This window comes from Prevotellamassilia timonensis (assembly GCF_021531665.1).
In the GTDB taxonomy this organism is placed as follows: domain Bacteria; phylum Bacteroidota; class Bacteroidia; order Bacteroidales; family Bacteroidaceae; genus Alloprevotella.
The window spans coordinates 1-15,936 of the sequence record NZ_JADYUH010000062.1 but is presented as its reverse complement, the minus strand read 5'-3'; the positions used below and the strand labels follow the sequence as shown (position 1 = coordinate 15,936).

The 15,936-nt window shown below is 54.2% G+C and carries 5 protein-coding genes; 3 read left to right on the top strand and 2 right to left on the bottom strand.

Going from position 1 to position 15,936, the window contains the following annotated elements; all coding sequences use genetic code 11:
- Positions 1-76: 76 nt before the first annotated feature.
- The 3 genes from I6E40_RS09190 (at position 77) to I6E40_RS09180 (ending at position 14,171) form a co-directional block, all read left to right on the top strand.
- The gene (locus I6E40_RS09190) at positions 77-1,609 is read left to right on the top strand and encodes a fimbria major subunit (RefSeq protein WP_235386747.1); all 1,533 of its coding nucleotides are present in this window, start codon (positions 77-79) and stop codon (positions 1,607-1,609) included.
- A gap of 188 nt (positions 1,610-1,797) precedes the next feature.
- Positions 1,798-3,336 (top strand): hypothetical protein, encoded by a 1,539-nt coding sequence (locus tag I6E40_RS09185; RefSeq protein WP_235386746.1) that lies wholly within the window; start codon positions 1,798-1,800, stop codon positions 3,334-3,336.
- 50 nt (positions 3,337-3,386) lie between these two features.
- Positions 3,387-14,171, top strand: coding sequence for a hypothetical protein (locus tag I6E40_RS09180; RefSeq protein WP_235386745.1), 10,785 nt, complete (start codon positions 3,387-3,389; stop codon positions 14,169-14,171).
- A 603-nt stretch (positions 14,172-14,774) separates the two neighbouring features.
- Here I6E40_RS09180 and I6E40_RS09175 read toward each other — a convergent pair.
- Together I6E40_RS09175 and I6E40_RS09170 are read right to left on the bottom strand one after the other, a co-directional pair.
- Positions 14,775-15,017, bottom strand: coding sequence for a hypothetical protein (locus tag I6E40_RS09175; RefSeq protein WP_235386744.1), 243 nt, complete (start codon positions 15,015-15,017; stop codon positions 14,775-14,777).
- Between the two features lie 589 nt (positions 15,018-15,606).
- A partial coding sequence (locus I6E40_RS09170) for a transposase (protein ID WP_235386743.1) occupies positions 15,607-15,936 on the bottom strand: 330 nt, incomplete at its 5' end.

Sequence of the window (15,936 nt, the reverse complement as noted above, 5' to 3'; positions counted from 1 at the left end):
CTTTGACTCTTTGACTCTTTGACTCTTTGACTCTTTGACTCTTTGACTCTTTGACTCTTTGACTCTTTGACTCCCAATGTTCCACCGTTTCCACATATTGCTCCGCCTGTGCATCGGCATACTCCTGCTGCCGCTGCTCGCCGCCTGCTCCGACTCCGACGGAGGGGTGCCCGTGGAATATGTGGAGAATCCAGCCTTCCGCATCAGTCTCCGCGTCGGCGACGGTAGCGCAGAGGGAAGAGCAGACGGACCGAGCGAAAAAGACGGCTATGCGGGGGCACTGCCCAACGAATATAAAATCGAGGATCTCACCCTCCTGCTCTATCAAGACGAGAACGGCATTAACGGCAACGACAACACCGTCATTCAATACGGCTTCTACACCCACCGCTTCTCCAGCACCGTGACGGACGGTGCCGCCCCCTACAACAAGGTCTATACCTCCGAAATCGTGCGCCTCGAAAAGCCCATCATCAAAGGAACTTATCACGCAATTGCCATTTGCAATCAGGGAGACCTCACCCGCCTCATCGGAAAAACACTCAAGGAAGTGCGCGACCTCACTTCCGAACGCATCTGCATCTATTCTTCTTTTGCACCCGAGGACTACCTCCTCTTCGGCATGTCCTCCGCCAAGGACGAAACCATCAAGGTGCTCGGCACCGACCACTGGACCAGCGATGACGACACAGAACACGGCGACCTCATCGAAGCCAACCTCCACGTGCAACGCATGGCGGCACGCATCGACTTCTCACCCGGCGACAACAGCAAACCCTACGACAAAAACACCAATTCCACCAACCCCTCCCCGGGAGGAGAATGGAACGATTGGAACACGGACATCACCGTGGGAATGACGCCCTACCACATCGGAAATGCCTATCGCTTCCCCGTGATGAACTCCACCAGCGGTGAGTTCACCGGCGACTTCTTCTACATGACAGCCGCCACTCCCGTGAACATCTACAACGGAGCGGAATACGTGCTCAAACGCGTCTCGCAATTTGAAAACACAGGCATCGTGAACTGCCTCGGAAACGAAACCTTCAACAGCGAGGGCTATGGCAACAACTTCGTGCTCGACCCGCTCACCACACTGAAAAACTCCGCGAATTTCTCCACCCTCTTCACCGGGAAATATCTCCTCCCCTACGCTGACGTCTATGCTCAATCGGAAAATGACCCGCTGGACAACACGGTGCTCCAAACGGTGAAGAAAGTGGCAAGCGGAGAAGGCCTCAGCTACAAAGCCGCCTACAAAGAAGACACATTAGATAGTATATGGTATCGTCCGATGTGGTACACACGAGAAAACACCGTGCTCACCTCCTCGCCGAAGCAGGAATATGCCACGGGCATCATTTTCAGCGGCTTCTATGCCAAAAAGCAACCGGACGACTCCTACACCTACACCATCAAGACCTACTCCTACTTCATCCGCCACACCGACCCCTCCAACACGAACTCGGAAAACATTCCGATGAAATATGGCATCGTGCGAAACTGCAACTATCGCCTCTACATCCGACAAGTGAACTCCCTCGGTCTCATCCTCGTCGAGGTGAAGGACTGGACGCCCGTCAACGTGCCGGACATTCAGGTGTGAGCCGGCGCCGCGGCAGTTTGAAACCAATCTCAAAACATGGCTGTCCGACAAACGAACTTAATGGTTTGACTCCGTTGTTTACCGGACAGCAATCATTACAGGGGTGTTCTAAAAATTAGGTTGAGTTGATTGTTTGAACGTTCCTTATCCCGTAATTTATAGAACACCCCTACAAAAATACAGAAAGCATGAACTTCCGATATTTCCTCCTCTTCACCCTCACCGCCCTGCTCACCTCCTGTGCCGACGATGACCTCGCCTCCGACTCCGGAGTCGTCCCTCCCGGTCATTCCGTCATCACCCTCTCCGTCGGCACCAACCACGTGCAGACTGCCGGACGTGCCGATGACCCCAATGCCACCACGGGAGAACTGATGAAGAGAGGATTTGTCGTCATGGTGAAAACACAAGAAAGTGACGGAACGGCTGTCGCCTCGCCCATCATCGACCACATCATCAAACTCGACATCGATGAAGCGAACAACAACACCGCCGTCGAGCGCAAGCAGTTGATGCAAATCACCACAGAAAACGGAACCTACGATTTCTACTCCTTCGTCAACTTCTCTTCCACAGACTACATCGGCGCAGACGCCGTCGCCAACGAACTGAGCGTCGCCACTTTGAACTACGAAATTGGCGGCGCGTCTCAGACCGTGACCTTCAACCGAGGCGCTGCCCTGCCCGCCAACCTCACCTCACAAACCTATCCCTGCTCCTTCAACCAATTCCAAGTCATCAATGAAGGAGCACCAGGCTTTGCAGCCTACACCGGCATCCCGATGAGCAACAAGGAGACCTATGCCGTGGACAACAACAAGACCATCAACCTCCAGGTGGTGCGCATGCTCTCCAAGATGAAGCTCTACTTCACCAACAAGACCGGTAAGCCCGTATGGGTCAAGAAACTGGAACTCGGCAACATCACTGCCAACGATTCTACCGCCGAGGGCAAGCCCTCTCTGATGTATCTGCTGCCCACAAAGACCGACAACGGTCTGGTGGGGGTCAGCTTCCCCGCCGCTCATCGCACCAGCAGCTTCATCTACTACCAAGCCGGTGTGGACGATGCGGTGCTCGTGCCCACCACCGCCACCACCACGGAGAATGCGGTGAACCTGCCCACAAACTACTTCAACGCGAGCATCTCCGACCACCCCACCGCCAGATTCCCGCTCTATCTGACCCTGGAGCGAGGCAAGACGGCAAGCTCCGCCTTGGGCGATGCCGAGAACGAAACCGAAACACGCTTCGCCTACATGCAAGTGACGAGCATTCCCCGCAACTCCATGCCACTGGTGAACATCGCCATCACAGACTATGTCCTCCACCTCGAAGCCTTCATGCACGCCCCCATCGGCGGCTATCCCGGCTTCAAACTGACGGAGCACAATGAAAACTACTATGCCGAGTTTGAGGGAGCGGGTGAACTCACGCTCATTCCACATGTCTATGCCTTTGCTGACAAAGACAAACCCGAGAACTGGTTCTCCCTCACCGACAAATCTCACATCCAAAGCTACACGCTCACCGTCGGAGGCGACACCGGCATCTTCAGCGAACAGCCACACTTTGACGTGAACACCGGAGAAATCCTCGGCACACTGAACGGAACAGCAGGCACTGCCTCCGTCCAACTCTCCCTGCAAATCATCACCTCCGACCCCGGAGTCTCCCCCGTCGTCACACAGGTCTATAACCGCACCATCTATCTGATTGCGAAATAAACCCGCAAACAAGCATCTGATTGCAAACCCAATAAACCGTAAATACAACCATGCTTACGCGTTTCTACATATTGCTCCTCACCATCTGCCTCGGACTTCCCGCGGCTGCTTCTCCATTGCCGTTCAAAATCTCCGATGAGACCCACACCTATTGGTACTACATCCAATTTGACCGTAATCAGGGGAATCATGACAACTACGAATACCTGAGACACTATCCCCTCGTGGGTTACGACGGTGAGACTCCCGAAGAGGGCACGTTTCTCTCCGGCACACCCATCATGCCGGGGGATGCGAATCTCTGGAAGGTGGAGCAAGGAAGCGCAACTGATTCTTATATACTCCGCAACAAAGCGTCGGGTTTATACTTGGCATATTCCGGCGGACAGTTTGGAACGTATCAGCTCTCCGACACACCCACGGAAATCATGCTCCCCGTGAGCACGAATCCCGGTTTTCCGGATTCCTACGAACTTTGTGTAGCCAATCTGACTCCCGCAGGTGATGGGACCTACACCGCAAGTGCCACAGACCACACCTACATGAACCCGGAGGGCGGTTCGCTGACGGGGAAACCATTGAAGGGCTATGATCAGAATGACGGCGGTAACTTCCTCTCCTTCGTGCCCGCCGACCTCTCGGAAGCCACTAACCTCACCTTTTCTTACTATCACTTTTCCAACATGGGGCGCGGCATCCTCTGCGATGACGGCACTGCCACCGATGACACCCCTGCCCCAGCCACCGTGAAGGAAGGCGGCGATGTCGCCGAGGCGGATTTGGGTTGCAAATGGGCTCTCTACCTGAAACTTCTTCTGGTGAGCGACCGCGGCAACTACCTCACCCTGGACGGAGAACAAGTGAAAGTCACACCTCTCGGAAGCAATACCGAACCATTACGTTTGGTCAGCGATGCAAACACCTACAACGGAAGTGCGACTCGCACGGAATTTTATATTTACAATGACAGAACACATGCCTTAGGCTATGATCTCACGTCGGTCACCAAGCAAAAAACAGACAGCCGCTTCTCGGTTCTGAAAGCCTATGCCACCTACACTGAACTGACAGAGGGCATTGCCAAACATCCGGAAACGGCTGCCGTGCCGCTCATCTCCACCCCCGCAGAATCCCACTACTACCGCATCTCGCTCCGAGACAAATATTTCAACAGTTCTACACCGGGAGCCAACATCACCGCCGTGGCAAACACATCCCCCGCCACGCCGCAAAGCACCTGGAAACTGGTGGATGACGGTTCGGGGCTGGGGGAATACTACATCATCTCGCAGTACGGTCAATACTTCAAATGGGACGGCACGAACTATGTCCTGACCTCCCAACGCAGCGAAGCCGCCAAGATTCGCGTGGTGCTCCATCCTGATGGCAAGAGCAATGCCACCCTCAACACCAAATGGATGCTGAAAAACACTTACGCCTCCGGCACTCAATACATGAACTGGCCGGGAGGCAGTAACTCTGAACTTCAGCACTGGTATGCCAATGATGACAACAACTACACCGTCTTCGTCGCCGTCGCCGTCGATGAGAGCCTGCAAAGCCTTTCCGACAAGATTCTGCAGCCCACAGGCATGGGAGAAGCCAAGGCGATTGTGGCAACCGATGCCGAGACCACGGCACGCAGTCTGACCGGAAGCGACGCTGCCGAAGCCTACACCTGGTCGCTCACAAAAAACACTGCGGGATGGGTCCTGCAGAACACTGCCGGACGATATCTCACTTGGGACGGCACCAACGTCGGCAGCACCACCGTTGCCGATGAAGCAGCCTGCGTCTGGACAGGAGACCACAGCACCTACAACAAACAGGCACTCGCTCCCGCCCGCCTTCAGTTCCGACTCGGCGCTGACCCCAACAAAGCACTTGGCGTGACAAACGAGGGAACGCTGACCTTCAGTGCCCCCTATGACTCCCGCTTCTCACTGATTCGACCTCTGACCGACAAAGCGAGCGTCTCAGGTGCTGCCTATCCGAAACTCTCCTCCGCAAACGAGGAACACTGGTATCAGTTCAGTTTCCTCACCAACGGACTCAGTGACGAAGAACGTTTCCTCGACGCCACCACTCCAACCTCCATCATCGGTGCGGCAGCGGTTGCCGATGCAGAAGTGCAGGGCTGGAAACTCGTGCCCTACGGCAACAACGGCGACTTCTACATCGTGAACACCGGCGGAAAATATCTCACCCACGCCACTGACCACTTTGAAATCAAAGCCTACAGCTCCGGAGCAATCACGGTTTTCCGCCTCGTGGAGGACGAAGTCAACCGCAACGCCTTCCAAATCGTCATGGCACTGAGCGATGCCGCCAACAACACGCTCGGCATGGCTTCCACCACAGACCACGTGGTTCGGGAAACCACACTCGCCACCGCCTCCACAGACTGCACCTATCTTCACGCGGAACCCTACACCCCGCGCACAGCATGCTACATCCAATTCTCGGGGTGGGGACGCACGGTGCTGACCGAACTCGGTGATGGCACGCTCGGCGTGATGCTCACGGAAGAGACCGCCCCCACTGACCCCGGTTGCTACTGGGAACTCATCCATCAATCCTCCGGCTGCCACGTCAGAAACGGCAATGGCAAATATCTCAAACAAAACATGGACGGTTCCTTCACGCTGACTGCCTCCGAAGCGGAAGCCGCCTCCATGATGCGCACCACCAACACCTACCTGAACAACCCCATGACGCGCTGGCACCTCAAGTCCAAGGCGGACAACTCTGTGCTCGGACTGAAGAACGGCGTGCTCACTACGGGACTTCCGGAAAACAGCCGCTACACCCTCCTCCGCATGGAAAACGACATCAGAGGAGGAAAAATGCCGGCGCTCACCACCAACACCGAAACCAAGTGGAACTACGTGAAGTTGGTCTATAATCCCAATCGCTACATCCGCTACAACGGAACGTCGCAGACGCTCGCCTCTCCGCTGAACCCTTCACTCGTTTACAATCAGAAGTACTCCTACATGTGGAGTTTTGAGGAGGCAAACGAGTTGGGCGACTTCTATCTCAAAAACTTCTTCGGAGAATATTTCCGCGAGAACAGCGGATTGAAGACCACGACCGAAAAGGCGAACGCCACCGTGGTGCGTCTCTGCGAAGCCCTCGACAGAGTGGATGGAAGCCACGACTTCACCCGCACTTGGGCCATCCGCATTGGTTCAAATGGTAGTTATTTCTTTGTGGATGGAGGCGACGTCGGAACATGGGGCAACACCTCCGTCGGTACCAAGGTGGAGTTTGAGGAAGTTTCGATGACGATCAATGATTCCTACGTGCTCTTCTCTGCCCTCTCCTCCCAGCCTCTCTTTGAAGGAGCCGACGGCAACAGTCCCTGCGCTCAGTTCAAAACCACCCCCGACCAAGACCAAGCCGGATTCATCTGGATTCCGGAATTTGTGGACGACACGCCCACTCAGACCAGACTGAAGAGCGGAAACGGAAAGTATATTGCCCACGATGGCACCGCCTTCAGCATGACTGAGAATGCTACCGAAGCCTATCTCTTCAACCTCCAACCCAACACCTACGAATCTGCCACGGGAGAAGTGCGTTTCCAACTCCTCTCCACCGACGGCACTCAGGCACTGGGTCAGACCGGTGTGGCAGGCGGTCCCGTGGAATGGGTGCTGCCCGACAGCCGCTACTCCGTCATCCGCTTCGCCGAGTTCCCCTCCGGTCCGGAACACCCGCTTCCCACCACCTCACAGGCAGACATGACGCTCTACTATCTGCGCTTCCCCAACTCCGGCAAAGTCATGCAGGATGCGGGAGCAGGCGAGGACATCATCGGTGCCGACCCGTCTGCCTCGATGAGCAAACTCTGGGCAATCATGCCCGTGCAGACGGATGGACAATACCTCGGCGACTACATCTTTGTCAGCGCACTCGGAAACTATCTGAAACGAAACGGCTCGGAGATGGAGACCACAGCCAACATTGACGAAGCCACCATCCTGCGCCCGTTGGAATTCACTTCCTTGCTCACCACCTGGCAGGCACAAATCTCCGGTTTGAGCAAACGTGCCCTGCAATATGCCAATGCCAATGGCAGCCACGTGAACAACTGGATTGGCTTTGGCTATGTCGACTCCGGCACTGCCAACAACAATCTTTTCTTTGAGAAGGCAGACATCTATCCTGACTTCATTGAGGAAGGCTCGGGAGCCTGGCGCTACCTGCAAATGCTGGAAGTGACCGACGACCCCGTCTTGGCAGTGAACGGCGACCCCGCCGCGCTGACCACCGAGACTCCCAACCGTCTCCAAGGACAGTTCTGGCAGAACATTGGCAACGAATTTGACTTCATCCTGAAAAACGGCACGGGGAAATATCTCTGCTACGACGATGGCGGCAACCTCATTCTCTCCGAAGACACGCTTGCCAACAAACCTGCCCACTTCTATCTCTGGCTGAACCGAAGCAACACAAGCGAACAAATTCTCTGGAGCATCTGCCCCCTCAATGAAGACGGCACCATGCCCGACACTCCGAGCAGCTTCCTCCAACGCAGCGATGAAAACACCCTGAGCCTTGCCTCTCCCTATCCCGCCAACACTGAAACCGCAGAACTTGCCAAGGGTGCCTTCTTCTTCGGAGAGAACATGATGCCGAAGTTTTCCAACGACACGGAGAAAACCTTCTTCTTCATCAACTTCAAAGAGTTCACTCCCGACAATCTCTACCTCTCCGATGGCGTGGGCGATGTGTTCGACGCCAAGGGCGAAGTGAAGGAGGTGCGCAACGACATGCTCTGGTGCTACAACGGCACTGCCTACGGCTTCAAGCTGGAGAGCAAGAACGGACAATATCTCTGCTGGAACCAGACGAACCAGACCTTCGACGTGACAAAGGATGCTGACCAGGCAGACCTTTTCACCTATCTCCCGCTGAGCGACACCCATTCCGGCTGCATCAAACTTGCGGGCGGTCCGAACACCACCGATGGAGGAGGCAACTCGCTCCTTGACGATACCGACAACCCCATCATCGGACAATATCTCACCCTGCTCGCCAACGCCGATGGCACCTACGATGTCGTCCTCACCACAACCCGACCGGAAGTGGGCTTGACGTTGGAGGACGTGGTGGAAGCCGAGGACTACACCCAATACCGCATCATTCCCAAACGCTCCTGGCTGGTGAAAGAGGTCAGCGGAGAAACGGGCAACGTCCGTCCGGGCTTCATCCAACCTTCCGAAGAGGGCTGGAGCGTGAACCCCTACACCGGAGAGAGGACACAGAAGACCAACGAGTTCAAAATCACCATCTACATGAAGCAAGGGGAGAAACGACAAATTGTGCTTCCCACCACGCAATTATATTATGGTAGCTATGTAGATACTCGTGTGAAAGCCTACGAGCGTTGGTATGACTACAAGACCGGCGGACTGATTCCTTCCTCCCGCATTGCCTTCAGCCAGCAGTCCCGCCGCGACTATGCCAACGGCACCGTGATGGGCTCCCTGCTCAAACTCAACGGACAAAACAGCGGAGAGTTCATCGGGGGGACTTTCTACTTCCAAATGCCTGACCAATGTCCAACCGACTACTCCTACATCGTGGGCATGGACGCCTCCATGTACACCGACTTCGTGGACTATTTCGGCGACAACGGCAACAGTGTCTATGATGCCACCGCCACCAGTAACGAGGTCGTCCTGCCCAAGAACGACAACCTCATCGAGCCCACCCTGCTGTCGCGCAACATCTTTGAGATTCGCAATGCCCGAGAAATGGCAGACAAGCTCATGGAATGCACCAAGGGCAGCACAAAATGGCTTGAAAACCTGACCATCCACTTCCCGAAGAAGAAACGTAGCACCAGCACACACCATTGCACCGTGCCCCTGCAGAACGAACTGCAAAACTATTGGTTCTACAAAGAGGGCATTGCAGACGACGAACATCTGCAGAACATCACCGCCTACGACCACATCGAATTCCAAGTCGATGCGCAGGGCGATGCAGTCGGCAGTGGCGAAAACCCCGCCTGCATCCAAGGATTCGGCATCACCGACTGGCCGGTGACCACCGCAGAACAGCAAAACGCAGACCTCCGCACCAAACGATTCATCAACTTTAAATATCCCGGCGCAGCTGCAGCCACGGATGCAGGAGAGGCATTGGGCGACAGTTGCGTGATTAAGGTCTATGCCCGCGATGGCGGAACGGCTGGTTCATCCGGCGCTGCAGCCATGTATCAGCTCGCCCGAATCGTCCTCTACTTCGACGAAGACACCGAGCCGCGTCCCTTCACCGAAGTGATTGGCGTGGATGGATCCGGGAATTTCAAAGACACCCGCTCCCCGGAATCTTTGAAGAGCATCTTGGGACAACCCGTGGCTTCCATCACCTTTGACACGGAAGACTTCCTCTCCTATCAGACTCCACCCTTCGGAAAGCATACCGCAGCAAAGGCGGCAGACGGAGCACCGCTCTCGTCCTACGAACTGACCTACCGCTACCCCATCCAATATGACAACTGCTCCTACTGTTTCCAACCCATCAGCGGGGCTTTCAACAACAACAACTTCGTCGTGGAAAACAGTTGGGGTTCCTACACCATCGCCCAACGATTCAAGACCAATCATCAGCAGTCTAACACATACGACTACAGTTATTACTCCATAGCTCGTTGCTACAACAAAGTCTATGGTGCCTCCTACAACGCCCCCTCGAACAGCGGTTTCCTCTATGTGGATGCCTCCGAACAACCAGGTGCAATCGCATCCATCAAGTATGACTCCAAACTCTGCTCCGGATCCCGCCTTTATGTCTCCGCGTGGATATGTTCCCCGAATGACAAGAACGGCTATCCTGCCAACGTCATTTTCACCGTGCAGGGACGCACATCGGACGGACGACTCGTGGATCTCTATAAATACTGCCCAGGACCGATTAACAAAGTGTCAAGGAAAAAAGATGGTTCAGAAGCAGAATATCTTGACGACTACGGGGTTTGGCAGCAAGTCTTCTTCTCCTTCGTGAACAACAGCACGGAGGACATCCGAGAATATCTGCTCAACATCGACAACGCCTGTACGAACTCATCCGGTGGCGACATCCTGCTGGACGACGTCGAAGTGTTCGCCAGCAAACCGGAAATCCAGGTGGCGAAAACCACACCCGTCTGCGGCCACGAGGTGACCCTCGTGAAGATGACCAGTGACTACGTCGGTCTGCTCCAAACCCTTGGTCTGGAAATCAACAAACCCACACCAAACGGCATCAACCCGAAACTGTGGTACTGTCTCGTCGATAGCACCATCTACGAGCAGACACTGGCTGCCTCCGCCGCCGGTCGCGCCGAGGGTGTCACCACCACTGACATCCGAAACGCCTACTATGCCGGACTCGTGGGAGACAAAAACAGCACCGACCCCTCCATCTACCCCTTCCACAGCATCGAACTCAACACGATGTATGACGACATCCCGGAGTTCAAATACAAAGACGCACTGAACGACACGCTCAGCACCTCCCTCCTCCGCAAAGAAGTGGTCGATGGAACAAAATACATCGTCATCTCCGACCGAATCAACGCCGAGAAACTGAAAGCCAACACGAAATACTATCTCGTCTTCGTGGTGCGTTACGGTGACGACCCCATCACCTACAACGACGCCTGGGAACAGTTCCAGATGGGCACCGACTGTGTCATCGCTTCCGTCTTCAAAACCGCACAACCGTTCAAGATTCTCGGAAACGGAGACAAAGAAAGCAGCATCGATGACAACACCATCGGAATCTGTGCCGGACAGTCCGTACAAATCGGCATGGACATGGAAGGAACAGAGACAGACACCGGCGACACGGAAGAACAAATCACCTACTATGACTGGTGGCTGGACTATGTCTGGGCGGGCTTTGCCAAGGTCTATATCACTGCCGCAGGAGAACCCGTGGTGCGCGAACTCACCTCGGACATCCTTCCCTCCGACGTGGGACTGCGCCTGGCACTGCAGAACCTCCGACACTTCTATCCCAATGCCGTCTCACTCAGCGAGGTGACACCGCAACAGGACCCACTGGGAGTCTTTGAACTCACCACTGCCATGATCGAAGGACTGGCAAAACTGACCGAACCGACACCCGACGTTCAAGACGCATTGGGCAACATCGTGACACCGGGACACGTCGCTCCCCTCGTGCTCCACCAATCCACACTCAACGTCTCCATGCCTGCAGACATCGCGGAGAACACGAAACAGAACATCACCGTCATTCCCATCGAACCGGAAGCGCTTGACCCGGATGTGACCTACTGCTACGAACCACAAGAACTACACGTCATGGTGGACGGAAAAGCACCGGGCATGAAGGACGGACAAACCGACACTGCCTATCCGACCTACATGACAAACGTGCCTATCCGACTCTCACTGACGGAACTCACGCAGGTCAGAGTGGCTGAAGTAGCAGACAACTTCAACGACGTGCCTGCCACACAGATGCAAGTGCCGCTCCGAGACATCCGACTCGTCAACACGGGCTCGGCAGTGGGCATGAAGGAACTGTTCTTCAACGACGGAGGAGGACACACCTACGCTCCCATCTATCTCACTGCAACCAACGACCCGGACATGCAGGTCTTCGTCGCCACAGGCACCGGAACCAACAACCTCGAAATGAAACGCGTGGGACGCATCACCAACCTCACCGCAGGAACCGGTGACGCCAATCCTTCCATGCAGTTCTACTTCTTCAAGGAATTCCAGCCGAAAGAGGGCTACACCTATACCATCCAACTGAACTTTGAAGAGAAATTCCCGGGAGCGAAGCCTGACGATGCCATCGAAGCCTGCGAAGGAACCCTGGTGGCGGACCTCAAAATCGTGCCCGCCAACCTCATCTGGACAGGAGCTGCCGGAAACAGTGACTGGACCAACGACCGAAACTGGGCACGCGCCGACAAAACCGAACTGCACAACACGGGAAGCTATCTGACCAACGAGGCAAACAAATCCTCCAATGGCTTCGTCCCCATCCACAGCACAAACGTCATCATCGCACCGGGAGCCATCGCACCCGACCTCTATGCCGTTTCTGCCAACAACGAGACGGAAGACGAGAAACTCGTGGACGACCTGAACAACAGTGCTTCAAAGGACATTCAATATGAACTGAAGATTCAAAAGCAACTGAACGCCAACAACAACTATGCCTGCTCCTCCTTCCGAACCTACCAGGTGAAGAACGTGGTGCTCCAACCCAACGCAGAACTGCTCCACACGGAACGACTCAACTACAAGAAAGCGTGGATGGAATATGCGCTGGACGCTGACAGATGGTACACGCTCGGCGTGCCTATCAAAGGGGTCTATGCCGGAGACTGGTATGCTCCCACCGCCACGGGAAGACAGGAAACGGAATACTTCCAAGACGTGACCTTCAACACCACGAACTATGACCGCTTCAGCCCCGCCGTCTATCAACGCGGATGGGACAAGGGAGAGGCGAAACTCTACTATCTCAACACGCCGGGTGACCCCAACACGGTGGCTGCCACACCGAGAGACGTTGCCATCCGAGCCGAGTGGAGTGCTTCCTACAATGACGTGAATGTCTATTACGGCGAAGGCGGCTTCTCCATCAAAACGAAGAGCTCAAACAAGACGGGAGCACCCTACTCCCAACTGCTCTTCCGTGTGCCGAAGGAAGACACGTCCTACGACTACTTCGTCAATGACAACCCCACGGGAAGCAACGCCACCGGCATTGACCGAGTCGGCAAAGAGGCAGGACGCTTCTTCACCGACGACGGCGACGGCACGTTCAGCCTCACCGCCACGAACCGAGTGACAAACAACCGGTTCTTCCTCCTGGGCAACCCCCTCGCCTGCGGGCTCGACATGACCAAGTTCTTTGCAGCCAACACGGGACTGGAGAAGAAATATTGGATTCTGACCGCCTCGGGACAAACAGCGGTGATGCGCGGCGACAACGCCACCGGATGGGTGGCTGCCAACGGCGAAGGAACGTTCACCACCGACGGCATCCTGGCTCCGGGACAAGGATTCTTCGTGAAAGCCACCACCCCCGGCACGACCTTCACTGCCAACTTCACACCCGAGATGCAAACCTCGGCAGGAGCCACGCAGACCATCCTCCGTGCACCGGCTTCTCCCTTCGCATCCCTCACTCCCACCCTGCAAATCGTGGCGAGCCGAGGCAACTTGCGCAGCGAAGCGATTGTGATGAAGAAATCGGAAAGTCAAAACGACTTTGACGGAGCTGAAGACCTGGAAACCTTGCTCGACGCCACACAAGCGGACGCTCCCACTGTTTATACGATGGCTGGTCACCAGGCTGCCACCATCAACCAACGCCGCGCCATGCACCGTCTCCCGCTCGGCATCTACAGCAGCTCGGACGAAACGACACTCCTGACGTTCAAAGGACTGCACACGTTCAACGAAACGCTCTCGCTCTTGGACAACCTGACGGGAGAGATTACGCCGCTGACACTGAACGCAAAGAACGGCATCGCCACCGCGGAGGTGGCAGGCAACGCCGCCGGACGCTACTTCATCCTCTCCTCCGAGACATCCACGGAGGACGTGGAAATGGACGATGCCACGGACGCTCGTCCGATAGTGATGGCGGACAAGGGTAAGGTGACCATCACTTCCTGCTCTTCTCACCCGCTGACCTTCGTCCACGTGGTGGGCACGGACGGTCGCACGCTCTACCGCATGACGCCGTTCACACCGACACTCTCCGTTCCCCTCTCCCCCGGCGTCTATGTCATCGAGTGCCGTACGGACGAGGCAGTGACAAACGCGAAGGTGACGGTGATGTGAACCCACTAATTCCGTTCTGAACACGATTTTCTCACCGTTTGTTCTTAAACGCGAATTTTCTCCTTTCATGCTCATTAAATGATTCGTCAATGATTCATTTAATGGGCATTTTTCTTGATTTTGTTTTTGAACTATTACTGTCCGCTAAACCATAAAAGGGTGAGCCCAACTTCTTTAAAGAAAGAAGTTGGGCTTTCATTTTGTATAGGACAAGCTCCTCGCAGTTTTCATCTCGATGGAGTGATTATATATACCATATTACAAGGGCAAGAAAAAACTATGCAAACTATACACAAACCCTACATTTAACCCTGCATCTCACTGATTTCCCGCGTGTTACGAAATGTATGGTTTGCGGTGCAAACCCTACACAAACTATACATTGAACCATACATTCAGTTTTTGAACACGAATCAAACGGATGAAGCGAATGAATCGTGCGTAACGAACGAAACGAACGTGACGGGTTGGTGACGGTATCACAGGCGTCACAGGCGTCACAGGCGTCACCGAGGTGTCACGGGAGCAAAGTTTCATCATTTCATTTAGGAGCGTACCCTTTTGAAACATTAATGATCATGAATTTGATTCATTAAAAAGCCATTAATTTATTTTGGAACACGAAACGCGCGAAATGTTCAGAAATTGAACGAATGAATGAAAGACAAAAACCGGAAAAACCCCTTGCGCTTGATGCAAACGGCTCTGACGAGCCTTTGATGCTGTGCCGGCTGGAAATTCCCGAGCAAGCTCCGGATTTTCAGCCTGCCACATCATCCCCCTGTCGGGTTGCATCCATCGCAAGGCGATAAACAAAAATAAACCTTTTCCCGGCAGGAACTGCATCTTATCTGTGAATTCATCAAGTGCAAAGCCGCAGCGACTGAGCCGTAGTAAGGCCGAGTAGGTGGCGAATTCATCGTGCTACCATTGAACGGTTTATTTCTGTTTATCGCCTTGAAGAGAATGGAAGCCTTCTGAAAGAAGGCACGGGGGATGCTGTCGGTTTGGGCGTTAAGAGCTTGCTCTTATAAGACCAAAACGGAAGCATCACAGCAGCGGCGCAGCCGCCATACTCTTCAAGGGGTTTTCTTGGTTTTTCTATGTTGCATTCCAAGTAAATGGACTATTATTTTTGGTGATCTAAGTCATTTTGCCATATTTCTGTCACTTTTGGAGCATGACACACCCTGCAAATGCCCTTTTGGACACTTGCTAAGTCACATAAAGCAACAGACCATCGGATCAAACTTCTATTAGATGTAGCACACGTTGGTGCTCATCATTTTACTTCTTCAGATCCAAAGTAAAAATGCCACAATTTTGTACATAGATGTAGGAGCAAGCTACTCATCAAAAACCAAGAGTGGTCATTATCATATACGAAGTGAGTCCGACTTTGCGGTCTGTTGTTATGTGTCCAGTATGTAATACCTTATTGGTGTACATATTTCTTCTTTGTCTTCAATACGGCAAACAATTTGCACGCGAGTTTTCTGGCTATCTTGATGATGGCTGTCTGAGGCTTCATCCTCTGGCAGTAGTTAATGTAGCAATTAGACAGTTCCCTGTCGTTCCTGATGGCAACCCAGCTTGCCTCTACAATCAGTGGACCTATCTGATGGTTGCCTCTGAATGTCTTCATTCCACTGGAAGTCTTCTCTCCACTGTTATGACAAGTGGGAATCAAGCCTAGGAATGAAGCAAACTGACGCTCGTTGGAGAATCGTCCAAGGTCATTGTCAATCTCCGTAAGTAGTGACAT

Excerpts from the sequence above, each read along its gene's own strand:
- I6E40_RS09190 (WP_235386747.1), top strand. The coding sequence starts at position 77 with ATGTTCCACCGTTTCCACATATTGCTCCGCCTGTGCATCGGCATACTC.
- I6E40_RS09185 (WP_235386746.1), top strand. The coding sequence starts at position 1,798 with ATGAACTTCCGATATTTCCTCCTCTTCACCCTCACCGCCCTGCTCACC.
- I6E40_RS09180 (WP_235386745.1), top strand. The coding sequence starts at position 3,387 with ATGCTTACGCGTTTCTACATATTGCTCCTCACCATCTGCCTCGGACTT.
- I6E40_RS09175 (WP_235386744.1), bottom strand. The coding sequence starts at position 15,017 with ATGCAGTTCCTGCCGGGAAAAGGTTTATTTTTGTTTATCGCCTTGCGA.